We start from the raw sequence: 23,770 nt of genomic DNA on the forward strand, positions 1-23,770 counted from the left end.
GCGAGCCCGCCCGCGCGACACTTCCGTCATGACAGACAAGACCAAGCTCACCGCCGCGATCGTGGGGTCCGGCAACATCGGAGCCGACCTCATGTACAAGCTCGAGCGCAGCGAGTACATCGAGCCCAAATGGATGATCGGCATCGACGCCGAGTCCGAGGGCATGAAGCGCGCCGCCGACCACGGCCTCACCTGCATGGCGGGCGGCGCCGACGAACTGCTCACCTCCATCGAGGCCGGTGGCGAGAAGCCCGACCTGCTGTTCGAGGCCACCAGCGCGTACGTGCACAAGGCCTACGCGCCCAAGTACGAAGAGGCCGGCATCATCGCCATCGACCTCACCCCGGCCGCGGTCGGCCCGATGGTCATCCCGCCGGCGAACCTCCACGAGCACGTCGACGCCCCCAACCACAACATGGTCACCTGCGGCGGCCAGGCCACCATCCCGATGGTCCACGCCGTGTCCTCGGTTGTGCCCGTGGTATACGCCGAGATCGTCGCCTCCGTGTCCTCCGAGTCGGCCGGCCCGGGCACCCGCGCCAACATCGACGAGTTCACCGAGACCACCAAGTTGGCGATCGAGCAGGTCGGCGGCGCCAAGCGCGGCAAGGCCATCATCATCCTCAACCCGGCCGAGCCGCCGATGATCATGCGCGACACGATCTTCTGCGCCATCCCCGAGGATGCGGACCACGACCTCATCACCACCGCCATCCGCACGCGGGAGAAGGAGATCCAGGAGTACGTGCCGGGTTACCGCCTACTCCAGGAGCCGCAGTTCGACCCTCCCACCGAGATCACCGGCGGTATGGCCCGCGTCGCGATCTTCGTCGAGGTCGAGGGCGCCGGAGACTTCCTGCCGCCGTACGCCGGCAACCTCGACATCATGACCGCCGCCGCCACCAAGGTCGGCGAGGATATCGCCAAGACCAAGCTCGGAGTGTGACAGACATGGATACGACCAACCCGCACAACGCCCACGCCCGCGCCTATAGCGCCGAGCTCGACATCCGCATCACCGACTCCTCGCTCCGCGACGGTTCGCACCACAAGCGGCACCAGTTCTCCGTCGAGGACGTTCGCAACGTCGTCGCCGCGCTCGACGGCGCCGGCGTCCCGGTCATCGAGGTCACCCACGGCGACGGCCTCGGCGGCGCCTCCTTCAACTACGGCTTCGCCAAGTCGTACGACCAGGACCTCATCAAGGTCGCGGCCGAGACCGCAAAGCAGGCCAAGATCGCGTTCCTCACGCTGCCCGGCCTGGGTATCAAGGACGACATCCTCCAGGCCCGGGACAACGGCGGGTCGATCTGCCGCGTGGCCACCCACTGCACGGAGGCCGACGTCTCCATCCAGCACTTCGGGTACGCGCGCGACCTCGGCCTGGAGACCGTCGGCTTCCTCATGATGGCGCACACCCAGCCGCCCGAGGTGCTGGCGGGGCAGGCGCGGATCATGGCCGACGCCGGCTGCCAGTGCGTCTACATCGTCGACTCCGCCGGCGCCCTGGTGATGGACCAGGTCTCCGACCGCGTCTCGGCTCTCGTCGCCGAGCTCGGTGACGACGCCCAGGTCGGCTTCCACGGCCACGAGAACCTCGACATCGGCGTGGGCAACTCCATCATGGCCATCCGCGCGGGCGCCCAGCAAATCGACGGCTCCACCCGTCGGTTCGGCGCCGGCGCGGGCAACACGCCCGTCGAGGCACTGGTCGGCGTGTGCGACAAGCTCGGCATCACCACCGGCGTCGACTTCTTCAAGATCGCCGACGCCGCGGAGGACGTGGTGCGTCCGCTCATGCCGAGCGAGTGCGTCGTCGACCGCCAGGCCATGATGCTCGGCTACGCCGGCTGCTACTCGTCTTTCATGAAGCACGCCGAGGGCCACGCGCAGCGGTACGACGTGCCGGCCTCGGAGATCCTCCTCCGCGCCGGTGAGCGTCGACTCGTGGGCGGCCAGGAGGACCAGCTCATCGACATCGCGCTGGAGATCCAGAAGGAGCGTGCGAACGCCTGATCCTCCCGGCCTGCAGCCGCGCGCCCCGGATGACCCCCGGAATGCGCGGCTGCTGGCGGTTCAGGGGGCGGTGTCGCCGCCGTCCGCCCAGGCCACGACCGGGTCGAGGGCCGTCTCGTCGACGAAGTGCAGGGGCTCGCCGGACAACAGCATCCGCGCGGCGGGCGTGTCGGGGGTCCTGCGCAACTGGCGGCGGAGCGCGGCCATGAGGGTGCGGTCGACCCAGTTGAGCCGGGCGGGGTCGAGATCCCCTCGGACGTGGAAGGTGGTGACGGCCCGGCCGGTGGCGGTGATCAGGCGGGCTGAGAGGGAGCCGCGCCCGGGGTCGTCCGCGGGGGAGATCGCGACGACGACGAGGGCGACCCTCCCGGGAGCCGAGCGGATCGCCCGGATGATCCGACGTCGCCCGAGGATCCGGGTCGCGTAGACGGGCGCGAGCAGGATCAGCGGGTCGGCGTCGGATGCGGGGGCGAGGTCGGCGAGCTCGACCGCGGGCGTGCCGAGTCGCCTCCCGAGCGCGGTGGCGTAGCGCCGGGTGGAGCCGTACCTGGAGGTGAAGGCGACGACGGGGCTGGTCACGCCACCGAGTCTGCCAGCCCCGGCTCGATTCCGAGCGGGCTCACTCGGAGTACGACACCTCGACGCGGTCGGTCTTGGGGAGGAGTTGGCAGCTCAGGACGTATCCCTCTTCCACTTCCTCGGGGTCGAGGATCCCGTTGTGCATCATCTCGACCTCGCCGGACTTGAGGATGCAGGCGCACGCCGAGCACTCGCCCTTCCGGCAGGAGAACGGTGCCTTGATCCCCTTGGAGAGCAGGACGTCGAGGAGCGGGGTCTTGCGGGGCCAGGAGACCTCGTGGACCTCGTCGTCGAGTTCGACGATCGCGGTCGCCGGGCCTGCGCCGTCCTCGTCGGCCGACTCGTCGATGACGATCTCGGCGAACGGGTCGCCCTCGATCGAGGAGAACACCTCGGTGTGGATGAGGTGCATGTCGGCGCCCGAGCGGCGGAGCCCGTCCTTGACGGTCTCCATGAACGGCGCCGGACCGCAGATGTAGGAGTGTCGCTTGGTCGCGACGGGCTGGAGCAGGTTGCCGATCATCTCCGCGGTGGGGATGCCGGAGACCGACTCGAGCCAGTGGAGAACGGTGAGGCGGTCCGGGTTCTCCCGCTGGAGCTTCTGCAGCTCGTCCTTGAAGATGACCGACTTCTCGTCGCGGTTCGCATAGACCATGACGATGTGGCCGGTGCCCTGGGCGAGGGCCGACTTGAGGATCGACATCACGGGGGTCACGCCCGAACCCGCGGCCAGGAGGATGAAGTCCTGGTCGAGATTCTTGGGCGTGAAGATGCCGGACGGGGCGAGCACGTGCATGCTCATACCGGCCTCGACGTTGTCGCACAGCCAGTTGGACCCGTATCCGTCGATCGTGCGCTTGACGGTCACCTTGAGCCGGGCGTCCTCGGTGGGGGAGCTCGACAGGGAGTAGCAGCGCGCGACGGATCCGGTCCGCTCACTGGGGACTCGCAGGGTGAGGAACTGTCCGGGGGTGTACCGGAAGTCGTCCTCGCAGCCGGCGGGGATATCGAAGACGATCGACTTGGCGTCGGCGGTCTCCTCGATCACCTCGGCGATCGTGAGCTCGCGCACGAAGGAGCCGAGCGGGGGAGTTTCGGTCATGGATCGGGAGCCTATCGCTTGGATACGCGCGGACGGGTTTCAGTGCACTGTCCCAGACGACGGCGACCTCCTCCGGGCTGTTCTCGCCTCGGGGAAGTCGCCGGCCGTCGGGGTGTTACTCGGGGACGTAGAGCGGGTTCACCATGTGCTCGTCGTCGGCCGGGTCGACGCCCTCGGCGATGGTCAGCAGACCCTCGGCGTAGGCGTAGCGGATGCTCGCGAGCATCCGGGGGCACGTGTCCTCGCCATCGGGCCGTGCACCACCCTCGCGCCACTCGTTGAGGACGGGGCAGTTGCGGTCGCCGCCCTCCGTCCACTGGATCGAGGTGTGCTTCTCGCTGTTCTTGCGCACGGCCACGCTGGTGCCACACCTGCGGCACTCGACGGGCTGGAAGCCGGCCCGCGTGTAGGTCTCGCGATCCAGGTCGGTGTACTCGTGGAGCCGCGCGGCGCGCGCCGGGTCGGTCTCGTCCCAGGTGGGCGCGCGCCGCGAATCGTTCTTCTTGAACATCAGTTCTTCGACGGGGCCGCGCCCGCCTCGCCGGCGACCTCGGCCATGCCGGTGTACTGGGTCTGCTCGTCGGAGATCTCCGCCTCGCCCGCCGCCTGCTTGCGCATGTTCTCGGCGACCTCGCTCTCCCAGTACTGGTTGGCCGCGGTGGTGTCGACCTCGAACTCGAAACGCTCCTGCATCTCGGGCTCGACCTTGTCGCGGTCCACGTAGAACTGCTCGTACCAGCGGCGGAGCTGGTAGACGGGGCCGTCCTCCTCGCAGAGGAGGGGGTTGGCGATCGAGGACTTGCGCTGCCAGATCCGGACGTCCTGGAGGAAGCCCTCGCCGAAGAAGGTCGCGATCTTCGCCGCCATCTTCGCCGACGTCTCGTCGTCGAAGCCCTGCGGCTTCTTCACCGAGAGTCCGTACATGAGCACGAACGAGTTCTGGTCGATCGGGTAGTGGCAGTTGATGAGGATCGCGTCGGTGACGAAGTCGCCGTACATCTGCTTGAGGGGGTTGATCATGTACGCGGGGCCGAAGTACGAGGCCTCGGACTCCAGGAGGGTGTCGCCGTACTTGCCGCCGGACGGGTCGTGGTCCGGACGGCCCTTGGTGTTGAGGTACTGGGTCGCCGTCTGGCCCTCGAAGACGTTCTTGAAGTACGTCGGGAACGCGAAGTGGATGTAGTAGAAGTGGGCCATGTCGACGACGTTGTCGACGATCTCCATGCAGTTGGAGCCCTCGATGACGAGGCGGTTCCACTCCCAGTCGGTCCACTCACCGGTGTCGTACTCGGCGATCACCGGGATGGCGTCCTCCTCGAGGGGCGGGTTGCCCTCGTGGTCGTGCCAGACGAAGACCTGGCCGGACTGGACGTTGGTGATCCACGCGCGGGTCTTGGCGCGCAGGGGAACGCGCTTGGCGTAGGGGATGCCCTTGCACTTGCCGTCGCCACCCCAGCGCCAGTCGTGGAACGGGCACGCGATGTTGCCGTCCTTGATCGAGCCGTCGGACAGGTCGCCGCCCAGGTGGCGGCAGTACGCGTCGAGGACCTTGATCTCGCCCTCGTCGTCGGCCCACACCACGAGTTTGGTGCCGAAGGCGTGGATGGAGTGGGGCTTGCCGTCGGAGAACTCCTTGACGGTGCCGATGCAGTGCCAGCCGCGTGCATATCGATCCCGGGCCTTGCCGGTATCGATCTCGCGGACGGCTCCGGGGGCTGAGCCGGGTGCGGTCATGATTCCTCCTGAGGGGCGTGAGCCGGATGAGAACAGGTTATAGAATGGGCGGGCAGGCCACAACCAGGGTGCGTAAGTGCTGGCACAGGGTGCCAGAAGCTCTTGCTCGGCGGCGGTTGCCTGGTGCAAAACTGTAACGTGTTCTAGTCTAGTCCGCATCACCCCCACGAACGCCAGAGAGGTTCACATGAGCGAGTACGCCTCCCACGAGGTCATCGACCGCATCACGGCTCTGCTGCCCGGTTTCGCCGAGCGGGCCCAGGAGACGGAGGACCTGCGCAAGGTCCATCCCCAGAACATCGCGGAACTCGACGAGGCCGGCTTCTTCAAGCTGTGCCAGCCAGCCCAGTGGGGCGGGTACGAGGCGGACATGGAGACCTTCTACACCGCTGTCAAGACCATCGCGACGGCGTGCCCGTCCACCGGGTGGTGCGCGAGCATCCTCGGTATCCACAACTGGCACCTCGCGCTCTTCCCGCAGCAGGCGCAGGAGGACGTGTGGGGCGAGGACCCGACGGTGCGGATCTCGTCCTCGTACGCGCCGATGGGTGCGGCGAAGAAGACCGCCGACGGGTTGGTGCTCAACGGCAAGTGGTCCTGGTCCTCGGGTTCCGACCACGCCGACTGGGTCTTCGTGGGCGGCCCGGTGCTCGACGACAACGGCAAGATGGTCGACTTCTGCACGTTCCTGGTCGAGAAGTCCCAGTACGAGATCCTCGATGTCTGGCACGTCGCCGGGCTCAAGGGCACCGGCTCCAACGACATCCTGGTCAAGGACGCACTCATCCCGGAGCACCGCGTACTGTCCTTCGGTCTCATGGCGGCCACCAAGAGCCCCGGGCTCGAGGTCAACACCAACCCCATCTACAAGATGCCGTGGGGCACCATCCACCCCACCACCATCTCGACGCCGATCGTCGGCATGGCGTTCGGCTGCTACGAGGTGCACCGCGGGCACCAGCGTGAGCGCGTGCGCGCCGCGTTCGGCACCGCGGTCAAGGACGATCCGTTCGCCAAGGTGCGCCTGGCCGAGGCGGCCGGTGACATCGACGCGGCGTGGCTGCAGCTCATGCGCAACGTGCGCGAGGAGCAGGACATCATCACCGCCGGCGGGTACCCGGACATGGAGCTCCGCACGCGCGCCCGCCGCGACCAGGTCCGGGCCACGCAGCGGTCGATCGACGCCATCGGTCTGCTGTTCCAGAACTCCGGGGCCCGCGCCCTGGAGGAGACCTCGCCGATCCAGCGATTCTGGCGGGATGCCAACGCCGGGCGGGTCCACGCCGCCAACGAGGCCACCAAGGCGTACATCATGTATGGGCAGAACGAGTTCGGCGAAAAGGTCACCGACTCGATGGTCTGATCCGCCTCACGGATCGAAAGGACTGGCAATTATGGCGATCAGCAATTTCGGGTATGTCCGGGTCTTCGCCACGGACATGGCCGCCTGGCACGAGTACGGCACGAAGGTGCTGGGTTTCGTGGTGGGATCGGGCGATGATCCCGAGTCGCTCTACTTCCGCATGGACGATCATCCGCACCGGTGGATCATCGTCCCCGGCGAGGAGGACACGCTCTCCGCGGTGGGCTGGGAGTGTGCGAACGAGGGCGAGTTCGAGGACGTCAAGCGGCGCCTCGACGCGGCCGGTGTGCCCTGGGAGGACGCCCCGGCCGAGGTGGCGCGCGACCGCAAGGTGCGGGGGCTGATCACCTGTCAGGACCCGGCCGGGTTCACGCTGGAGATCTACCACACCATCGCGCTGCAGCACCGTCGCATCCCGACGCCGTACGGGCACGAGTTCGTCACCGGCGACCAGGGTGCGGGCCACATCGTCCTGTCCACCCCGGACGAGACCGCGGCGCTCGAGTTCTACCGTGACGTCCTGGGGTTCACGCTGCGTGACTCGATGAGCCTGCCGCCGGAGATCGTGGGCCGACCGGCCGACGGCGAGCCCGCGTGGCTGCGGTTCCTCGGCTGCAACCCGCGGCACCACTCGCTGGCGTTCACCCCGTTCCCCAACCCGACCGGGATCATCCACCTGATGGTCGAGGTCGGTACCGCGGACGACGTGGGGCTGGCGCTGGACCGGGCGACGCGTAAGAAGGTGAGGATGTCGGCCTCGCTCGGCCGGCACGTCAACGACAAGATGCTGAGCTTCTACATGAAGACGCCCGGAGGCTTCGACTGCGAGTACGGCTGTGAGGGCGTGCAGGTCGAGGACGACGAGAAATGGGTGGCGCGTGAGTCGACGGCCGTGAGCCTGTGGGGTCACGACTTCTCCGTCGGGTTCAAGTAGCCGCCTAGGCTGGGCCTTGCAGACAGTTCACGAGCCGAAAGTCCAGGGAGGACGACCCACATGAGCAGCACCGACGAGAGCCCGGAGGGCCAGTCCTTCAGCAGCCGTGAACTGCGTGACGCACTGGGACAGTTCTGTACGGGGATCACCGTCATCACCGCTGTCGAGGACGACAAGCCGGTGGGTTTCGCCTGCCAGTCGTTCTCGGCCCTGTCGCTCGAGCCGCCGTTGGTGCTGTTCTGCCCGATGAAGACCTCGGGTTCGTGGAAGGGGATCGAGAAGGCGGGACGGTTCGTGGTGAACATCCTGTCCGAGGACCAGGAGGACGTCTCCTCGACGTTCGGCCGCCGCGGTGACGACAAGTTCGCGCAGATCGACTGGTCGCCCAGCCCGCTGGGGTCGCCGGTGATCGACGGCGTCATGGCGTGGTTGGACTGCGAGATCGACCAGGTCCTCGACGGCGGCGATCACTGGATCGTGCTGGGACGGGTCGACAACCTCGGCCCGACCAAGCGCGACATCCGCCCGCTGCTGTTCTACCGCGGTGCCTACCTCAGCATCGAGGAGGACGTGGTCGATCCGACGCCCGAGCAGGAGGAGCTGGAGAACTTCATCACCTCCGCCGACTCCTACACGTGGCTGTGAGCGGCGTGACGGGACCGCTGGCGGGTGCGCTGGCGGAGGCGGAGGAGATCATCCGCTCGGCGCCGCACGTCCACACCGAGGAGGACGTCGCGGAGGGCCTGGACTACCTGCTGGGGACCATCCGGGGGGCCATCGAGACCGGCCAGCACCGCGGGCGAAGTCACCCACAGCTGTTCCAGGCCACGGGCCCGTACACCAAGATGGGCCTGGACAACCCGGACACGCTGTACTTCTACGCCAACCTCACCGACGGCGCCGAGTACGAGATCGAGGGTCGGCGCGGTACCACCGCGGACCTGTCGTTCCAGGTCATGGCCGGGACGTATTCGGCCGACGAGCGCGCCGCGTCGCACGCGGCGTTCGACGACCGTGCCTTGGAGATCGACGCCGACGGCCGGTATCGCTTCCGATTGGGACCGGCGAGGTACGACGACGACGAGGGCGACGCCGGCTACGTGGTGCTCCACCCGGGATCGTCCATGATCGCGGTCCGCGAGGTGTACTCCGACTGGAGCCGTGAGGAGGCCGGGTCGGCGATCATCCGCAGACTCGACACGGTCGGCACCGCACCGGAGCCGGTGACGCTCGCCGGGCAGGAGAAGTTCTACGCCAAACTCGCCGAGGCGCTCGTCGGGCGGCTGCGGACGTGGCTGGCGTTCCCGGAGTGGTTCTTCGGCGACCAGGCCCGCAACACGCTGAACGAACCGCGGCAGACGCCGGGTGGGCTCACCACGCAGTTCTCGTCCGCGGGCGTCTTCGAGCTCGGTCCGGAGGAGGCCATGGTGATCTCTGTGCCCGTCGCCGGGGTGCCCTACCAGGGCTTCCAGCTGGGCAGCATGTGGTACGCCTCGCTGGAGTACGTGCACCACCAGACCAGTCTCACCGCCGACCAGGCGCACGTCACCTCCGACGGACTGATCCATCTGGTGGTCTCCGGGCGCGACCCGGGGCTGGCCAACTGGGTCGAGACGCTGGGCCGCCGCGAGGGCATCATGCAGTTCCGTTGGCAGCGGGTGGGAGATCCCATCACACCGGAGCTGGGCCCCACCGTGAAGGTGGTGCCGTTCGAGCGGCTCGCCGACGAGGTGCCCGGGTACGAGGAGTTGCGGGTGACGCCGGGGCAGTGGCGCGAGCGGATCGCCGCCCGTCAGGACGCGTTCGCCCGGAGGGGGCTCTCATGACCGTCTCGGCCGGAGGCGACACGGACCGTGTGCATGTCGGCACCGTCGAGGACCTGCACGCCAGTGCCTCGCGCACGGTCGGACTCGAGGACTTCGCCGACGGCGAGGACGGGCACCGTGAGGCGCTGGGGATCCTGCTGGACTCCCTGCACTCCGACGCGGGCCTGACCCCGGCCGGCAGCAAGTACTGGCGGTCGGTCCTCAAGAGCGCGCTCACCGCCCGGTTGCTGGCGAACGCGGGATTCTCAGCGGACCCGGCCGGGCCGGAGGTGGCGATCGAGCGGCCCGTCGTCGTCACCGGGTTGCCCCGCACCGGCACCACGGCGCTGCACCGGCTCCTGGGCGCGGACCCCGCCAACCAGGGGCTCGAACTGTGGTTGACCGAGGTGCCGCAGCCGCGGCCGCCGCGCGAGAAGTGGGAGGACGACCCCGCCTACGTCGGTCTACGGGACCTGTACTCCGGCTTCATGGCGGAGAACCCCGACTACGGCGGCGTGCACTACATCTCCGCGGACGACCTCGAGGAGTGCTGGCAGTTGCTGCGGCAGTCGCTCACGTCGGCGTCGTACGAGTGCCTGGCCCGGCTCGACGGCTACTCGCAGTGGCTGGCCGGCGCCGACTGGGTGCCCGCGTACCGGCGGCACAAGCGGAACCTCCAGCTCATCGGGGCGAATGATCCCGAGCGACGCTGGGTGCTCAAGAACCCGAGTCACCTGTTCGCCCTCGACGCGTTGCTCGAGGTCTACCCCGACGCGGTCGTGGTGCAGACGCATCGCGATCCGCGCAAGTCAATGGCGTCGATGTGCTCGCTCGCGCACAAGACCGCCGCGGAATGGTCCACGCGGTTCACCCCGGAGTACATAGGTGAGTCACAGTTGGACTTCTGGGCGCGGGGCGTCGAGACCTTCGACGCCGCCCGCGCGCGGCACGAGGCGGACCCGAAGTCACGGGCGACGTTCGTCGACGTCGACCACCATGAACTGCTGGCCGACCCGGCCGGCGTGGTGGAGCGCGTCTACGCCGCCGTCGGCGCTGAGCTTCCGGAGGACGTGCGCGCGGCCGTGGTGGCCGAGAACGACAAGAGCCTGTCCGGCGACCGCGCCCCCGCGCACCGCTACACGCTCGCCGACTACGGGCTCAGCGAGGACCTGATCGCGGAGCGGTTCGCCGGCTACCGCGGCCTGGAGCGCTAGAGGTACCGGCGGACCGCGTCGATGATCGTCTCGGCCACGTCCTGCGTGCACACCAGCAGGTCCGGGAACTCGATCTGCTCGGTGTTGTAGATCAGTTCGGAGCCGTCCAGTGCGCTGGCGTGCAGACCGCGCTGCTGCACCACGCCGACTGTCGCAGCGGAGTCCCACTGGTGATGGCCGCTGGTGTGGATGTACGCGTCGCACTCGCCCTCGAGCACGGTGGCGGTCTTGCCGCCGCCGGATCCGAGGTGGACCAGGGAGGCGTCGAGCTCCTCGGCGAGTTCCTCGGCGAACGCGGGCGGCTCGGCCTCGGAGACGGCGATGCGCAGGCGGTCGTCCTCGCGGGGCGGCACCAGCGGTCCGGGCCGGGGGCCGCGGATGATCGACGTGGGCTGATAGGTGGTGGCGCCGCGTCCCGTGAGGACCCGACCGTAGGCGGGCATCGCGATCGCGCACGCGGTGATACCCCCGACCCCCTCGGGGTCCTTCTCCCACAGCGCCACGTGGACGGCCCAGTCGGGACGGCCCTCGGTCACGTAGGAGCGCACCCCGTCGAGGGGATCGATGAACCACACGCGGTCGGCCTCCAACCGGGCGCGGGAGTCGGGGTCCCACTCGCCGAAGACGAGGTCGCCGGGCCTCGCCACGGCCAGCCGGTCGATGATGACGGACTGTGCCTCGGCCTCCGCGAACGCACCGAGATCCTCCGGCGCCACCCGTGAGACCCGCAGGTCGGTGAGCAGGCGACCGGCCTGGGCCGCGAGGTCCTCGGCCGACCGCTGGTCGTTGGTCCGTCCGTGCGCGGGGAAGGGGCTCATGTGGCTGATTCTAGTGGCCCCGGCTACAGGCCCGCCGCGACCTCCAGAGCGGCGAGGAGTTCGTGCGGTTGTCCGAGCAGTTGCGCGGTCCCGTGTGCCCGCTTGAAGTACAGGTGGGCGTCGTACTCCCAGGTGATGCCGACGCCCCCGTGGAGCTGGATCGACTCCCCGGCGATCCACTGCAGGGCCTCGGAACAGTAGACCTTGGCCGCAGCGGCCTCGATCTCCGCGGCGTAGGCAGCCTCGTCGGCGGCGGGCCCGTCGCCGAGCCCCTGTGCCTCGGCGACGGAGGCGGCGGCGGAGTAGGACAGCGACCGGGCGGTCTCGACCTTGACGTACATGTCGGCCATCCGGTGCTTGAGCGCCTGGAACGACCCGATGACCCGGCCGAACTGCTTGCGCTCCTGCGTGTACTGCACGGTGGCGTCCAGCACGGCGCGGGCGGCACCGACCTGCTCGGCCGACAGTGCGGCCCACCCGGCGGCGCGCAGGCGGGACAGGAAGCTCGGACGGGTGGGGATCGCGGTGGCCGCGGCCCCGTCGAACTCCACGCGTGCCAGGGTGCGGGTGGGGTCCATCACCGGCACGCGGGTCACGGTGACGCCGGCCGCGTCGGCGGGCAACTCGAACAGGCCGACCTCGTCTCCGGCGACCGCCACGACGAGCAGCGTGGTGGCGGTATCCGCGCCGAGCACGTGGTGGGCGGTGCCGTTCAGGGTCGCAACGTCGGCGTCGGTGACCTGCGCCCGGACTCCCGGGGTGGCCCAGCCGTCGAGCCCGGCCCAGCACAGTGCGGCCTGCTCGCCGGCGGCGATGCCGGGCAGGAGGCGTGCGCACGCCGCGTCGTCGCCGGTGGCCAGCACGGCCTGGGCGGCGAGGACGGCCGAGCCGAGCATCGGCGACGGCGTGAGCCGCCGGCCCAGCTCCTCGCACACCAGGTGGGTCTCCAGCCAGGTGGCCCCGGCGCCGTCGTGCTCCTCGGGGATCGACAGGGCGGCGGCCCCGATCTGGTCGACCAGCGTCGCCCACAGTGCGGGGTCGTACCCGTCGTCGGAGGAGAACGCGGCGCGCACGGCCGCGGAGTCGGACTTCTTCTCCAGCAGCGCGGCCACGGACTGCCGCAACGCGGCCTGCTCCTCGGTATCGACACCGGGGGTGGCGGTCGCCGGGGTGGCGGGCGCGGTCACCGGGTGGCCCCCGCGGCCCCCGCGGCCCCGGCAACGCCGCCGCGCAGTGAGTCCAGCACCCGACCGCGGTGGTAGCTCTGGGTGCCCCACGCCGTCTGCAGGGCGCGGGTCTTGGTCAGCCACAGGCCCAGGTCGTGCTCCAGCGTGTAGCCGATCGCGCCGTGCACCTGCAGTGCCGTGCGGGCGGCCAGGTAGGCGGCGTCCGCCACGGCCACGCGGGCGGCGGAGACGTCGCGGACCGCGGCGTCGGGGTCGCCGGGGTTCTCGGCGATCGCCAGCGCGCCGGCCCACAGCAGCGGGCGGGCCATCTCCAGCGCGATCGCGACCTCGGCGAGCTGGTGCTTGAGAGCCTGGTACTCGCCGATGAGCTTGCCGTACTGCTTGCGCTGCGTGGCGTAGTCGACGCTCATCGTGAGCATGGCCTGCCCGAGGCCCTGGAGCTGGGCCGCGGTGCCGAGGGCGCCGTGGTTGACGAGGTCGGTCGTGCTCACCGCGGCCGCGCGGGCACCCATGGTGGGGGTGGCCACCGTGCGGGCCCGGTCGACCGACCGACGGGTCTCGCCGGCGGAGGCGGTGAACACCTCGTCGTCGTCGACGACCCACAGGTACCCGGCGACGTGGGCGTCGGGGGCGAACGGGGAGACCCCGGGCGCGGCGACGGAGGCCAGCGCCCCGCCGGCGATCTCCCCGGCCACGTCCCCGGCGTCGGAGTCCCCGCCGAGGGCGGCGGCGATACGGGGCGCCACCATGACGGTCTCCACGACGGGACCCGGCACCGCGTGGCGGCCCAGGACCTCGAGCGCGGCCACGGCCTCGACCGCGGTGGCGCCGGCGCCGCCGGCGGCCTCGTCGATGAGCAGGGCGGCGGCGCCCGTCTCGGCGACGCGGCCCCACACGGCGGTGCCGGGGGCCGTGTCACCGGCGGCCCACGAGCGGATCACCGCGGGCATGTCGGACTTGGCCAGCAGGGAGTCGATGCTGCCGGCGAAGTCGATAATCTCGGGATCGAGTGCGAACTGCATGTTCAGAAAACCGCCTTCTCAGCCGCGCGGGAGGCCGAGGAGTCGCTCGGCGATGATGTTCTTCTGGACCTCGTTGGTGCCCGCGTAGATGGGGCCGGCGAGGGCGAACAGGTAGCCGTCCATCCACTGCTCACCGGCAAGCTCGCCGGCGGTGCCGAGGACGTCCAGGGCGGTCTCGTGGGTCGCGATGTCCCAGTCCGACCAGAAGACCTTGTTGATCGAGGACTCGAAACCGAGGTTGGCGCCGCCGGTGAGTTTCGTGACCGTGTTCCAGGTGCTCAGTTCGTAGGCGCGCGACCCGATCCACGCGTCCACGACGCGGTCCGCCAGGGACCCACGGGTGCGGTCGTCGAGGTCGGCCTCGGCGGTGCCCCACAGGTCGAGCAGCCGGTCGGTCGTGGCGAGGAACCGTCCGGGGGAGCGCAGCGACAGGCCTCGCTCGTTGTTGGCGGTGGACATGGCCACCTTCCAGCCCTGGTTGACCTCGCCGATCACGCCGGACTCGGCGGGGTTCGCCGGGTCGTCGGGCACGAAGACGTCCTCGAGGAACAGTTCGGCGAAGCCCGGCAGCCCGTCGAGCTGATCGATCGGGCGCACGGTGACGCCCTCGGCCCGCAGGTCGAACATGAAGTAGGTCAGGCCCTTGTGGCGGGGTTCGTCCGGGTCCGTGCGGAACAGGCCGAAGCCCTTGTCGGCGAACGACGCGCGGGTGGACCACACCTTCTGCCCGTTGAGGACCCAGCCGCCGTCGACGCGCTTGGCGGTCGAGCGCAGTGACGCCAGGTCGGAGCCGGCCTCGGGCTCGGACCAGGCCTGCGCCCAGATGTCGTCTGCCCGGGCCATGCGCGGCATGATGTGGGCCAGCTGCTCGGGGGAGGCGTGGTCGAACAGGGTCGGGGCCAGCAGGAAGATGCCGTTCTGGCTCACCCGCAGCGGGGCTCCGGCGCGGAAGTACTCCTCCTCGAAGACTACCCAGTTGACCAGCCCGCAGTCGCGGCCGCCGAACTCCTCCGGCCACGACACGACCGACATGCGGGCGTCTGCCATCGTCGCCTCCCACCGGCGGTGGGCGTCGAAGCCCTCGCGGGTGTCCATGTGGGGCAGCGGCTCGGTGGGCACGTTGGCCTCGAGCCACTGCCGCACCTCGAGCCGGAACTCGCGGGTCGATGCGTCCAGATCCAGATCCACGGCGTCAGTCCTTCTTCTCGCCGGTCGGGGCGGCGCCGCCCGTCGAGCCGGTGTTCGCGCTGTCGCGCATCGAGCGCGCGTCCATACCGCCCAGGGAGGCGGAGAACGAGTCGGTGTCGTCCGGCTCGGCGTTGGCGGAGTGCGCGAACATGTGCCAGCCGAATGCGGTGTCCAGGGAGGTCTGCAACCCCATCTGGTCCTCGTTCGAGTTGATGACCTTCTTGGCCAGCGTCAGACCGAACGCCGGCATGGCCTTGATCTCCTCGGCGATCGAGTCGACCTTGGCCTGCAGCTCCTCGCGGGGCACGACGTGGTTGAGCATTCCCCACTCCAGCGCCTCGGCGGCGCCGAACCTACGACCGGTGTAGAGGATCTCCTTGGCGCGGCGCGGGCCCAGCACGAAGGCGTGGGCGAAGTACTCGACGCCGGGGATGCCCATCTTCACCACGGGGTCGGAGAAGAAGGCGTCGTCGGAGGCCACGATGAAGTCGCAGATCCACGCCAGCATGAGCCCGCCGGCGATGCACGCGCCGTGTACCTGGGCGATCATCGGCTTGGGGATCTCCCGCCACCGGCGGCACATCTGGACGTAGACCTCGCTCTCGCGGGCCAGGCGCCGGTCGCCGCCGCCGCGGGTGGTGTGGTCCCACCAGAGCGCTGCGCGGTTGGGGTACCGGACGTGGTGGTCGCGCTCGGGCGTGCCGATGTCGTGGCCCGCCGAGAAGTGCCTGCCGTTGGCCCGCAGGACGATCACCTTGACCGCATCGTCCTCGACGGCCTTGATGAACGCGTTGTCCAGCGAGTACGTCATCACCGAGTTCTGCGCGTTGCGGAAGTCCGGTCGGTTGAGGGTGACGTACGCGGTGCCGTCGGTGACCTCGTAGGCCACGGGCTGCGTGTCCGGCCCGAGGTCGTCGACCCCGAGGACCGGGGGGATGGGTGCATCGGTCATGACCTGGGTCTCTCCTTACCTAGCAAGTGCTTGGTTGGGAGTCTACATCGAACCCTGTCGACCACCACTGCGGTCCGGCGGCATTCGCCAACTTTGCGGCCCTAGCATCAACCGCAGGAGGCGACAAGAGTTTGACGCATGTTATGAGGAAAATCATAGATTCGTACGACAGACGACCCGGTGTGACGGGCCTAGCGTTCGAGGTGGACGACCCGTTCGGGCGACTTCGAGAAGACGTCCTAGGAAGGACAAAGCCCATGCGTACCACTCTCTTTCGGGTAGCAAGCGCTGCCGCACTCGCCACCCTCACCAGCGTCACCGCCACCGCGGCGGCACAATCCGGCGCCCGCGATCTCATGTTCGCCATCGACACCACGGGGTCGATGGCCCCCTACATCGAGCAGACCAAGATCGCGGTCGACGATCTCGCGACCGATCTGGCGTCGGAGTCGGCCGGCACCCGGGTCGGGTTGGTCGAGTACCGCGACGCGGGCGATCCGTTCCAGGCTCGGACCGTCACCGATCTGACGACGAACCTGCCCACGTTCCGCGGGGGCCTCGACGGATTGGGTGTCGACGGCGGTGGGGACTGGCCGGAGTCGGTCTACTCCGGGATCGCCCTGTCGTTGTGCCAGGCCTGGAACTCGTCCTCGGTCAAGGCGATCATCGCGGTCGGGGACGCTCCCGCCAAGGACCCGGAGCCGGTCACCGACTTGACTGCGGATCGCATCATCGCACTGGCCAACGGGACCGCGACCGACAATCCGTACTGCGCCCCGGCCGCAGTCGCGGCCGCCGCGGTCAGTCCGATGGCCACCGGCAACAGGGTCCCGATCTTCGTCGTCTCGGCGGACGGGGAACTCACCGCGCAGTTCGCGAGGATCGCCGAGGAGACCGGCGGAGCGACGGTCCCGGTCGAGGACATCGAGGACATCGCGGAGGCGATCAAGGACACCGTCGATGTGATCGACGAGGGCGACGGTGGCCTGTTCGGTTCACTCGAGGGCTCGCTGGAGAATCTGTTTGGCAGCGCGGGCAACTGAGTAGTTGCCGGCCCGGGGCGGCGGCTGCGGGGATCAGACCCCGTAGCCGCCGTCCACGTCGAGCTTCTGGCCCGAGATGAACCCGGCGCGGTCCGACGCCAGGAACGCCACGGCCTCGGCGATGTCGGCGGCCGTGCCGAAGCGTCGCAGGGGGATGTTGCCGCGCGTGACCTCGAGCGCCCGCTCGTCGAGGTCGCCGGAGGCGATGAGCCGGGAGGCCATGCCGTCGGTGAGCATCCCCGGGCCCACGCAGTTCACCCGCACGCCGAAGCGCCCCTCCTCGGCCGCCAGGCCCCGGACGAGCTGCTCGACCGCGCCCTTGGGGGCGGCGGACAGTCCGTCGCGCACCGGATAGCGGGTGGTGGCCGCAGTGGTGACGACGACGACGTTGCCCGCCACCGCACGCAGGTGCTCCAGCGCGGGGCGCACGATCGCGAAGAACCCGACCGCGTCGTCCTCGAGCTGTCGACGGAACTCGGACGGTGCGATCCGGGACAGGTGCACCATGGGCACGTGCGGACCGGCGCAGTGGGCCAGCACGCGGATTCCGCCGTGTCGGGAGGCGATCCCGTCGATCACCGAGGCCACCTCGTCGTCGTCGTTCCCGTCGCCGTCACCGTCGGCGTGGCCTGGCGCCAGGCGCACGGCTTCCGCCCCCAGTTCCCGCGCCAGGTCCTCGGGCTCGGTCGAGCGGTAGCCGAGGACCAGGGGCGCGTCGGGGAACTCGTCCGCGAGCCGTCGGGCGACCGCTCCGCCGATCCCACCGGAGGCGCCGGTGACCAGGACGGCGCCGGGACTCATCGCAGCTCGGTCTTGACGATCTTGCCCGAGGCGTTGCGCGGAAGGGAGTCGACGAACGCGACCGTGCGCGGCCGCTTGAAGTTGGCCAGGTGCTCGGAGCAGAAGTCCAGCACGTCCTGCTCGGTGAGGGTCGAGCCCTCGCGGCGGACGATGAACGCCTTGCCGACCTCGCCCATCCGATCGTCCGGGACACCGATCACGGCGGTCTCCACCACTCCGTCCAGGCGGGCCAGGGTCTGCTCGATCTCGGCGGGATAGACGTTGAACCCGCCGTTGATGTACATGTCCTTGAGCCGGTCGGTGATGCGCAGGTTGCCGTCGGCGCCGATCTCGCCGACGTCGCCGGTGTGCAGCCAGCCGTCCGGGTCGATGGTCTTGGCCGTGTTCTCGGGGTCGTCGAGGTAGCCCTGCATGACCATCTCGCCGCGGGTGAGGATCTCGCCGTGCTCGCCGATGCGGATCTCCATGCCCGGGTAGGCGCGGCCGCACGTGGTGGACACCGTGACGTCGTCGTCACCGGTGCGGGTGGTGGTGATGAAGCCCATCGTCTCCGTCTGGCCGTACGCGGTGATCACCGTCTCCAGCCCCAGGTCGGACTGCATCCGCTCGATGAGCACCACCGGCACCACCGAGGCGCCGGTCACCGCCACCCGCAGCGACGACAGGTCGTAGTCGACACGGGTGGGGTCGTCGAGCAGTGTCTGGAAGATCGTCGGTGCCCCGGTGAGGATCGTGACCTTCTCGTCCCGGATCAACCGCATGGTCTCGGTGGTCGAGTAGACGGCCAGGGGGACGATCGTCACGCCGAACAGCACGCACGTCAGGAAGCCGGCCTTGTAGCCGAAGCTGTGGAAGAACGGGTTGACGATGAGGTACCCGTCGCGCTCCGTGAGCCCGTTGTTGCCGCCCCACGCGCGCGAACCCGCGACGGTCTGACGGTGCAGGGCCACCACACCCTTGCTCTTGCCGGTGGTACCGGAGGTGAAAAGGATGTCGGCCACGTCGTCCCCGGTCACCGCGTCGGCGCGCGCGTCCGCGGCGGCGAGCAGCTCCTCGGTGGCCAGCGCGCGGAGGTCGTCGAAGTCCACGACGTCGACGCCCCCGGCGGCGCCGGCCCCCGCGGGGACCGTGTCGCCGGCGTCGAGGGGGATGCGCACGATCGTGCGCAGGGAGGTGGCCGCTGCGAGCGGGCCGGCGGCGGCCCCGGTGGCCCCGGTGGCGTCGGTGGCCCCGGCGGCGTCGACGAGGTCGACGATCCGCTCGGTGCCGAGGAACGTCCCCGCGACCACGGCCGCCACCGCGTGGGTGCGCTGGATGATCTCCAGCGTCTCGCTCCCGGTGTAGCGCGTGTTCGCGGGGACGACGGTGCCTCCCGCGAACTGCACGCCCAGCGCCGCGACCACCCAGTGGCGGGTGTTGGGCGCCCAGATCACCACGCGGTCACCGGGGGCGAGCCCGCGCGAGACGAGGCCGGCGGCGAACCGGCGGACCTCGTCGAGCAGGTGGGCCCACGTCCAGCGGGTGTCCTGGCCGGGCTGCACGTCGACGATCGCCTCGCGCTCCGGCCACGACCGGGCCGCGCGACGCAGGGCGGCGGGGGTGGTCTCCACGGTGGTGCTCATGGCCTGCACCCTACCAAGCAAGTGCTTGGTTTGGGCGGCGTCAGTACTTGAGCGCTCCCCGGTCGACCGTGAGCTGGACGCCGGAGATCGACCGCGAACCGTCGCCGGCGAGGTAGGAGACCACCTCGGAGACCTCCTCGGGCGGCATGAAGTCGGCGAGCGTGCTCGCGCCGTCCACGCGGGCGTTCTTCAGGGGCATCGGCGAGAAGCTGTGGAGGAACGACGGGAAGCGGCCGAAGAGGTCGGCCATGCCCTCGGGATCGATCATCGGCGTGTCCACCGAGTAGGGGTGGATCGAGTTGACGCGGATGCCGAACTCGCCCACCTCGAGTGCGAGGGCGTTGGTCAACGCCACCAGGCCGGCCTTCGAGGCCGAGTAGTGCCCGTTCCCGGGCGTCGCCTTGAGGCCCGCGGACGAGCTGACGATGATGATCGAGCCGCCGTTTCCCGCCTCGATCATCGCCGGCACCGCCGCACGGATCGTCCGCCACGTGCCGCTGAGGTTGACGCCGATGACCGTGTCCCAGTCGTCCTCCGGCATCTCCCACAGTCGCCCCCAGCTGAGCACGGCGGCATTGGCGACCAGGATGTCCAACCGTCCGAAGGTGGAGATCGTGCGGGCGACGAGATCCTGCAGCGCGCCCAGGTCGCGGATGTCGAGGACCGCCGAGATCGCGCGCCGGCCGGTCTCCTCCACGAGGCGGACGGTCTCGGCCAGGTCGTCCGGCGTGGGTGCGGGATAGGTGGCGGACCCGGACACCGGCGCGCAGACGTCGACGACGACGAGGTCCGCGCCCTCCGAGGCGAGGCGGACCGCATGGGCCCGGCCCTGGGCGCGCGCGGCGCCGGTGATGAAGGCGACCTTGCCGGACAGGGGCTGAGACGGGGAGTTCATGGGCGTCATCCAAACCGATCCCGGCGTGGGCGGAGGGCGGTTCCGGCAAACCAAGCAAGTGCTTGGTAGTGTGGGCGTATGACCGAGAGTTCGGCACCCGAGAAGTGCACGCCCGCGTCGGAGATGACCGACGACGAGTTCGCGGCGGAGTTCCGCACCTGGTTGGATGCCAACCTCGTCGGCGAGTTCGCCGAGATCAAGGGCGTCGGCGGCCCCGGCAGCGAACACGAGTTCTTCCCGCAACGCCTCGCCTGGGAGCGGCACATGGCGGCGGCGGGGTGGACCTGCGTCGGCTGGCCGGTCGAGCACGGCGGGCGCGGTGCGTCGCTGAGCCAGCAGGTGCGGTTCCACGAGGAGTACGCCAAGGCGGACGCCCCGGCGCGGGTGTCCCACCTCGGTGAGACGCTCCTCGGCCCGACCCTGATCGCCCACGGGACCCGGGAGCAGAAGGACCGATTCCTGCCGCGGATCATCGACGTCACCGAACTGTGGGCTCAGGGGTACTCCGAGCCCGGCGCCGGGTCCGACCTGGCCAACGTCTCGACGACCGCCGAACTCGGGGATGACGGCAGGTGGCACCTCAACGGGCAGAAGGTGTGGACCTCGCTCGCGCACCTCAGTCAGTGGGTGTTCGTGGTGGCCCGCACGGAAGCGGGTACGAGCCGGCACAAGGGACTGAGTTTCCTCCTGGTCCCGCTCGACCAGCCGGGTGTGGAGATTCGCCCGATCCAGCAACTGACAGGGACCTCCGAGTTCAACGAGGTCTTCTTCGACGATGCGGTCACCGACGCCGGCATGATCGTGGGGGAGCGGGGCGACGGCTGGAAGGTGGCCATGACCCTGCTCGAGTTCGAGCGGGGGGTCTCCACCCTGGGCCAGCAGGTCGGCTTCGCCCGCGAACTCGACGAGATCGTCGCGATGGCCCGCGCGAACGGCAGCGCCGAGGTGCCCGCCGTGCGCGAGCGCATCACCCGCGCGTGGATCGGGCTCAAGGTGATCCGTGCCCACGCGCTGCGGACCCTCGCCGAGCGCGACTCCTCCGGTGGCAACGCCTCCGCCGCGAAGCTGCTGTGGGCCAACTGGCACCGCGACCTCGGCGAGCTCGCGATGGAGGTGCAGGGGGCACAGTCCCTCACCGGTCCCACCCACACCTCCGAGGGAGCGCCCAACGACCTCCGCGACCCCGAGAACCTCGAGCTCGCGCAGTGGCAGCGGCTCTTCCTGTTCACCCGCTCCGACACCATCTACGGCGGATCGAACGAGATCCAGCGCAACATCATCTCCGAGCGCGTGCTCGGACTACCCCGAGAGGCAAGGCCGTCATGACCGAGCAGAAATCCCCCCTCGCCGTCGTCCCTGAGGAGACCCCCGGACACGGACTGCTCAAGGGAAAGAAGGTCGTGGTGACCGCGGCGGCCGGAACCGGGATCGGCTTCTCGGCGGCCCGACGCGCGGCGCTCGAGGGCGCCGACGTCCTGGTCTCTGACTTCCACGAACGCCGCATGAACGAGGCCCGCGACGCGCTCGCCGCCGAGTTTCCGGACCAGCAGATCGAGTCGCTGACCTGCAACGTCCAGTCGACCGCCGACGTCGACGCGCTGATCGCCGGTGCCGCGGAGAAGCTGGGCCGGATCGACGTGCTCATCAACAACGCCGGACTCGGCGGCGAGACCGAACTCGTCGACATGACCGACGAGGACTGGGACCGTGTCCTCGACATCACCCTGAACGGCACCTTCCGCGCGACGCGCGCGGCGCTGCGGTACTTCCGCGACGCGGAGCACAACGGCGTGATCGTCAACAACGCCTCGGTGCTGGGCTGGCGCGCGCAGCGGGCGCAGGCCCACTACGCCGCCGCCAAGGCCGGCGTCATGGCGCTGACCCGCTGCTCCGCGATCGAGGGCGCGGACTTCGGCGTGCGCATCAATGCGATCGCCCCGTCGATCGCGCGGCACAAGTTCCTCGAGAAGTCGGCCTCGTCCGAGCTGCTCGACGAGCTCGCCTCGAAGGAGGCGTTCGGGCGGGCCGCCGACGTGTGGGAGGTCGCCGCGACCATCGCCATGCTCGCAAGCGACTACACGACCTACCTCACGGGCGAGGTCGTCTCCATCTCCTCGCAGCGCGCCTGACGGGCAGCGGCATCAGGCGGTCCGGACCTTCTCCGCCTGCGCTGCGAAGAGCTCGAGGGCGGTGTCCCGGGCCTCGTTGGAGATCGGCCCGTCGGTGCCGGACGCCGTGACGGAGATGCCGAGCCCGCGGACGACGCCCGTGATCATCACGTTCGACGTCCGGATGGACTGCCCCATCATGGTCATCGAGTTGTCCTGGACCACGGCCGCGAAGTCCTCGACCCCCTCCGGGGCGTCGACCTCCAGCAGCGAGTTCTGCGCCTCGGTGATCATCTCCTCACCCTGGAGCGGGAACGCGACCGTCATGACCGGGCAGTCCTGGATCTGCTGCGCACGCGCGGCCAGGCCGTCGGTCACCCGGGTCACGGCCACCGCGAACGAGGTGCCCCCGACCTGGCCGGCCTGGATCGCCATCGCGTCCGGCTCCGACTGCGCACCCAGCCCGTCCTGACTGATGTCCGCGCACTGCTCCGGCTCGACGCGGACATCTGACGTGAACGCGCCGAGCGCGTCCATCCCGCCGGCGATCTCATCCGCGGGGACGGGTTGCAGCCCGACCTCCGGGGCGTCCTCGGCGGTGAGGACGAGCTGCTCGACCTTGCCGGGCGGCGGGGTCGACCCCGGATCGGCGGGCTCCGACGACACTGCGGACTCCGACGACGCTGCCGACCCCGCCGGTTCGGCTGACTCGGCCGCGGCGGTGGCGGTGGCGGTGCCGCCCTCGTCGTCGTTCCCCTCCCCGGTCGCGCACGCGCCCAGCCCCAGCGTCAGGCCGAGCACCGCCGACGCCACGAGGGCACGGGTGCGACAGGGGCGGGAGGTCAGTGCTGAGGTGGTCCGCATGCGCCGGAGTCTAGCGGCGAGGTGGGCGGGGCGGCGGCGCCCGTGCGCCGCGCCCGGCGCCCGCGTGGCAATCCGGGGGACTGCCCCGCGGGCGGTCGGGGGCCTCACTAAGCTGAGTGTCGTCAACCCCCTCGACCATCGGAGATGAAGAGTGATTGACCTCAGCGGCGTGCTCGGAGGGCTCGCTGACGACCTGTGGGGATCCGTGGACGGCATCGTTCCGGCCGGATCGGCCGGCAACGTTATCGGTGGCGTGCTCAAGCTGCCCGCAGCCCTGCTCTACGGCTCGTCCAACCTGTTCTGGGGCTTCGGCTCCCACGGCCCCGCCTGATCCGACCGAACGGAGAACACCATGCTCAGTGGCTCACTGCACGACCTCCACGAGACGATCGACGGATCGGTCGACGGCCTCGCCCCCTCCCTGCCGGCCGGCTCCCTCGGCGACATCGTCCACGGGGTCCTCAACATCCCCGGGGCGCTCATCGCGACCCTGGAGTACGTCCTCCTGGGTTTCGGTTCCTGA

25 protein-coding genes are annotated in these 23,770 nt (G+C 69.8%); 12 read left to right on the top strand and 13 right to left on the bottom strand.

Annotated features, from left to right (window positions below):
• Positions 1–28 precede the first annotated feature (28 nt).
• Together G6R20_RS02440 and dmpG are read left to right on the top strand one after the other, a co-directional pair.
• Positions 29–946, top strand: a complete 918-nt coding sequence (locus tag G6R20_RS02440) for an acetaldehyde dehydrogenase (acetylating) (RefSeq protein ID WP_163375471.1) — start codon at positions 29–31, stop codon at positions 944–946.
• 5 nt (positions 947–951) lie between these two features.
• The gene (dmpG, locus tag G6R20_RS02445; protein WP_159147725.1) at positions 952–2,016 is read left to right on the top strand and encodes a 4-hydroxy-2-oxovalerate aldolase; all 1,065 of its coding nucleotides are present in this window, start codon (positions 952–954) and stop codon (positions 2,014–2,016) included.
• A 60-nt stretch (positions 2,017–2,076) separates the two neighbouring features.
• On the opposite strand, the gene G6R20_RS02450 is transcribed toward dmpG, so the two are convergent.
• The 4 genes from G6R20_RS02450 to G6R20_RS02465 all read right to left on the bottom strand — a co-directional run bounded on the left by G6R20_RS02450 (position 2,077) and on the right by G6R20_RS02465 (position 5,431).
• Entirely contained in the window at positions 2,077–2,595 is a 519-nt protein-coding gene (locus G6R20_RS02450; RefSeq protein ID WP_119192652.1) for a flavodoxin domain-containing protein, read from the bottom strand.
• 40 nt (positions 2,596–2,635) lie between these two features.
• Positions 2,636–3,697 (bottom strand): ferredoxin--NADP reductase, encoded by a 1,062-nt coding sequence (locus G6R20_RS02455; protein ID WP_119192653.1) that lies wholly within the window; start codon positions 3,695–3,697, stop codon positions 2,636–2,638.
• A gap of 115 nt (positions 3,698–3,812) precedes the next feature.
• On the bottom strand, positions 3,813–4,208 hold the full coding sequence (locus G6R20_RS02460; RefSeq protein WP_119192654.1) for a hypothetical protein: 396 nt from the start codon (positions 4,206–4,208) through the stop codon (positions 3,813–3,815).
• On the bottom strand, positions 4,208–5,431 hold the full coding sequence (locus tag G6R20_RS02465; RefSeq protein ID WP_119192655.1) for a Rieske 2Fe-2S domain-containing protein: 1,224 nt from the start codon (positions 5,429–5,431) through the stop codon (positions 4,208–4,210). Before G6R20_RS02465 ends, G6R20_RS02460 begins: the two co-directional genes overlap by 1 nt.
• Before the next feature lie 187 nt (positions 5,432–5,618).
• Between G6R20_RS02465 and hsaA the strand changes: the two genes are divergently transcribed.
• From hsaA to G6R20_RS02490, 5 genes are read left to right on the top strand one after another with little or no spacing between them, the layout of a single operon-like run.
• On the top strand, positions 5,619–6,794 hold the full coding sequence (gene hsaA / locus G6R20_RS02470) for a 3-hydroxy-9,10-secoandrosta-1,3,5(10)-triene-9,17-dione monooxygenase oxygenase subunit (protein ID WP_119192656.1): 1,176 nt from the start codon (positions 5,619–5,621) through the stop codon (positions 6,792–6,794).
• A gap of 31 nt (positions 6,795–6,825) precedes the next feature.
• On the top strand, positions 6,826–7,728 hold the full coding sequence (hsaC, locus tag G6R20_RS02475) for an iron-dependent extradiol dioxygenase HsaC (RefSeq protein WP_154828961.1): 903 nt from the start codon (positions 6,826–6,828) through the stop codon (positions 7,726–7,728).
• A 60-nt stretch (positions 7,729–7,788) separates the two neighbouring features.
• Positions 7,789–8,373, top strand: coding sequence for a 3-hydroxy-9,10-secoandrosta-1,3,5(10)-triene-9,17-dione monooxygenase reductase subunit (hsaB, locus tag G6R20_RS02480; RefSeq protein WP_159147715.1), 585 nt, complete (start codon positions 7,789–7,791; stop codon positions 8,371–8,373).
• Complete coding sequence (locus G6R20_RS02485) at positions 8,370–9,554, top strand: hypothetical protein (protein WP_163375472.1); 1,185 nt, start codon at positions 8,370–8,372, stop codon at positions 9,552–9,554. Before hsaB ends, G6R20_RS02485 begins: the two co-directional genes overlap by 4 nt.
• A complete protein-coding gene (locus G6R20_RS02490) occupies positions 9,551–10,747 on the top strand; it encodes a sulfotransferase (protein ID WP_163375473.1) in 1,197 nt (398 codons plus the stop codon). Before G6R20_RS02485 ends, G6R20_RS02490 begins: the two co-directional genes overlap by 4 nt.
• Here G6R20_RS02490 and G6R20_RS02495 read toward each other — a convergent pair.
• The 5 genes from G6R20_RS02495 to G6R20_RS02515 are packed head-to-tail and all read right to left on the bottom strand — an operon-like array spanning position 10,744 to position 15,914.
• Positions 10,744–11,565, bottom strand: coding sequence for an inositol monophosphatase family protein (locus G6R20_RS02495; protein ID WP_163375474.1), 822 nt, complete (start codon positions 11,563–11,565; stop codon positions 10,744–10,746). The genes G6R20_RS02490 and G6R20_RS02495 overlap by 4 nt on opposite strands.
• Positions 11,566–11,588: 23 nt before the next feature.
• A complete protein-coding gene (locus G6R20_RS02500) occupies positions 11,589–12,752 on the bottom strand; it encodes an acyl-CoA dehydrogenase family protein (RefSeq protein ID WP_163375475.1) in 1,164 nt (387 codons plus the stop codon).
• Positions 12,749–13,774, bottom strand: coding sequence for an acyl-CoA dehydrogenase family protein (locus G6R20_RS02505; RefSeq protein ID WP_163375476.1), 1,026 nt, complete (start codon positions 13,772–13,774; stop codon positions 12,749–12,751). Before G6R20_RS02505 ends, G6R20_RS02500 begins: the two co-directional genes overlap by 4 nt.
• Positions 13,775–13,792: 18 nt before the next feature.
• On the bottom strand, positions 13,793–14,962 hold the full coding sequence (locus tag G6R20_RS02510; RefSeq protein WP_163375477.1) for an acyl-CoA dehydrogenase family protein: 1,170 nt from the start codon (positions 14,960–14,962) through the stop codon (positions 13,793–13,795).
• A 4-nt stretch (positions 14,963–14,966) separates the two neighbouring features.
• The gene (locus tag G6R20_RS02515; protein WP_154828948.1) at positions 14,967–15,914 is read right to left on the bottom strand and encodes an enoyl-CoA hydratase; all 948 of its coding nucleotides are present in this window, start codon (positions 15,912–15,914) and stop codon (positions 14,967–14,969) included.
• Positions 15,915–16,171: 257 nt separating this feature from the next.
• Here G6R20_RS02515 and G6R20_RS02520 point away from each other — a divergent pair, with 257 nt between their 5' ends.
• Complete coding sequence (locus tag G6R20_RS02520; protein ID WP_163375478.1) at positions 16,172–16,957, top strand: vWA domain-containing protein; 786 nt, start codon at positions 16,172–16,174, stop codon at positions 16,955–16,957.
• A 33-nt stretch (positions 16,958–16,990) separates the two neighbouring features.
• Here the strand turns inward: G6R20_RS02520 and G6R20_RS02525 are convergent, their stop codons facing one another.
• Genes G6R20_RS02525 through G6R20_RS02535 form a run of 3 tightly spaced genes read right to left on the bottom strand, consistent with a single transcriptional unit; the run spans position 16,991 to position 20,275 of the window.
• Positions 16,991–17,758, bottom strand: coding sequence for an SDR family oxidoreductase (locus tag G6R20_RS02525; RefSeq protein WP_163375479.1), 768 nt, complete (start codon positions 17,756–17,758; stop codon positions 16,991–16,993).
• Entirely contained in the window at positions 17,755–19,380 is a 1,626-nt protein-coding gene (locus G6R20_RS02530) for an AMP-binding protein (RefSeq protein ID WP_163375480.1), read from the bottom strand. The genes G6R20_RS02525 and G6R20_RS02530 overlap by 4 nt, the downstream gene beginning before the upstream one ends.
• Positions 19,381–19,420: 40 nt before the next feature.
• Positions 19,421–20,275 carry a mycofactocin-coupled SDR family oxidoreductase gene (locus tag G6R20_RS02535; protein ID WP_061227410.1) on the bottom strand — a complete coding sequence of 285 codons (855 nt, stop codon included), beginning with the start codon at positions 20,273–20,275 and terminating at the stop codon, positions 19,421–19,423.
• A 78-nt stretch (positions 20,276–20,353) separates the two neighbouring features.
• Between G6R20_RS02535 and G6R20_RS02540 the strand changes: the two genes are divergently transcribed.
• The gene (locus tag G6R20_RS02540) at positions 20,354–21,601 is read left to right on the top strand and encodes an acyl-CoA dehydrogenase family protein (protein WP_154828939.1); all 1,248 of its coding nucleotides are present in this window, start codon (positions 20,354–20,356) and stop codon (positions 21,599–21,601) included.
• Complete coding sequence (locus G6R20_RS02545; RefSeq protein ID WP_163375481.1) at positions 21,598–22,404, top strand: SDR family oxidoreductase; 807 nt, start codon at positions 21,598–21,600, stop codon at positions 22,402–22,404. Before G6R20_RS02540 ends, G6R20_RS02545 begins: the two co-directional genes overlap by 4 nt.
• A gap of 12 nt (positions 22,405–22,416) precedes the next feature.
• Here the strand turns inward: G6R20_RS02545 and G6R20_RS02550 are convergent, their stop codons facing one another.
• A complete protein-coding gene (locus G6R20_RS02550) occupies positions 22,417–23,247 on the bottom strand; it encodes a hypothetical protein (RefSeq protein ID WP_163375482.1) in 831 nt (276 codons plus the stop codon).
• A gap of 151 nt (positions 23,248–23,398) precedes the next feature.
• On the opposite strand from G6R20_RS02550, the gene G6R20_RS02555 reads away from it, so the two are divergent.
• The gene (locus G6R20_RS02555; protein ID WP_067711812.1) at positions 23,399–23,578 is read left to right on the top strand and encodes a hypothetical protein; all 180 of its coding nucleotides are present in this window, start codon (positions 23,399–23,401) and stop codon (positions 23,576–23,578) included.
• 21 nt (positions 23,579–23,599) lie between these two features.
• The gene (locus tag G6R20_RS02560) at positions 23,600–23,770 is read left to right on the top strand and encodes a hypothetical protein (RefSeq protein WP_163375483.1); all 171 of its coding nucleotides are present in this window, start codon (positions 23,600–23,602) and stop codon (positions 23,768–23,770) included.

It is taken from the genome of Dietzia sp. Alg238-R159 (genome assembly GCF_900537145.1).
Taxonomy (GTDB): Bacteria; Actinomycetota; Actinomycetes; order Mycobacteriales; family Mycobacteriaceae; genus Dietzia; species Dietzia kunjamensis.

Coding starts and splice junctions, on each gene's coding strand:
- G6R20_RS02455 (WP_119192653.1), bottom strand. CDS start 3,697: ATGACCGAAACTCCCCCGCTCGGCTCCTTCGTGCGCGAGCTCACGATC.
- hsaA (WP_119192656.1), top strand. CDS start 5,619: ATGAGCGAGTACGCCTCCCACGAGGTCATCGACCGCATCACGGCTCTG.
- G6R20_RS02505 (WP_163375476.1), bottom strand. CDS start 13,774: ATGCAGTTCGCACTCGATCCCGAGATTATCGACTTCGCCGGCAGCATC.
- G6R20_RS02525 (WP_163375479.1), bottom strand. CDS start 17,758: ATGAGTCCCGGCGCCGTCCTGGTCACCGGCGCCTCCGGTGGGATCGGC.
- G6R20_RS02495 (WP_163375474.1), bottom strand. CDS start 11,565: ATGAGCCCCTTCCCCGCGCACGGACGGACCAACGACCAGCGGTCGGCC.
- G6R20_RS02540 (WP_154828939.1), top strand. CDS start 20,354: ATGACCGAGAGTTCGGCACCCGAGAAGTGCACGCCCGCGTCGGAGATG.
- G6R20_RS02560 (WP_163375483.1), top strand. CDS start 23,600: ATGCTCAGTGGCTCACTGCACGACCTCCACGAGACGATCGACGGATCG.
- hsaC (WP_154828961.1), top strand. CDS start 6,826: ATGGCGATCAGCAATTTCGGGTATGTCCGGGTCTTCGCCACGGACATG.
- G6R20_RS02535 (WP_061227410.1), bottom strand. CDS start 20,275: ATGAACTCCCCGTCTCAGCCCCTGTCCGGCAAGGTCGCCTTCATCACC.
- dmpG (WP_159147725.1), top strand. CDS start 952: ATGGATACGACCAACCCGCACAACGCCCACGCCCGCGCCTATAGCGCC.
- G6R20_RS02550 (WP_163375482.1), bottom strand. CDS start 23,247: ATGCGGACCACCTCAGCACTGACCTCCCGCCCCTGTCGCACCCGTGCC.
- G6R20_RS02530 (WP_163375480.1), bottom strand. CDS start 19,380: ATGAGCACCACCGTGGAGACCACCCCCGCCGCCCTGCGTCGCGCGGCC.
- G6R20_RS02545 (WP_163375481.1), top strand. CDS start 21,598: ATGACCGAGCAGAAATCCCCCCTCGCCGTCGTCCCTGAGGAGACCCCC.
- G6R20_RS02440 (WP_163375471.1), top strand. CDS start 29: ATGACAGACAAGACCAAGCTCACCGCCGCGATCGTGGGGTCCGGCAAC.
- G6R20_RS02460 (WP_119192654.1), bottom strand. CDS start 4,208: ATGTTCAAGAAGAACGATTCGCGGCGCGCGCCCACCTGGGACGAGACC.
- hsaB (WP_159147715.1), top strand. CDS start 7,789: ATGAGCAGCACCGACGAGAGCCCGGAGGGCCAGTCCTTCAGCAGCCGT.
- G6R20_RS02515 (WP_154828948.1), bottom strand. CDS start 15,914: ATGACCGATGCACCCATCCCCCCGGTCCTCGGGGTCGACGACCTCGGG.
- G6R20_RS02490 (WP_163375473.1), top strand. CDS start 9,551: ATGACCGTCTCGGCCGGAGGCGACACGGACCGTGTGCATGTCGGCACC.
- G6R20_RS02520 (WP_163375478.1), top strand. CDS start 16,172: ATGCGTACCACTCTCTTTCGGGTAGCAAGCGCTGCCGCACTCGCCACC.
- G6R20_RS02465 (WP_119192655.1), bottom strand. CDS start 5,431: ATGACCGCACCCGGCTCAGCCCCCGGAGCCGTCCGCGAGATCGATACC.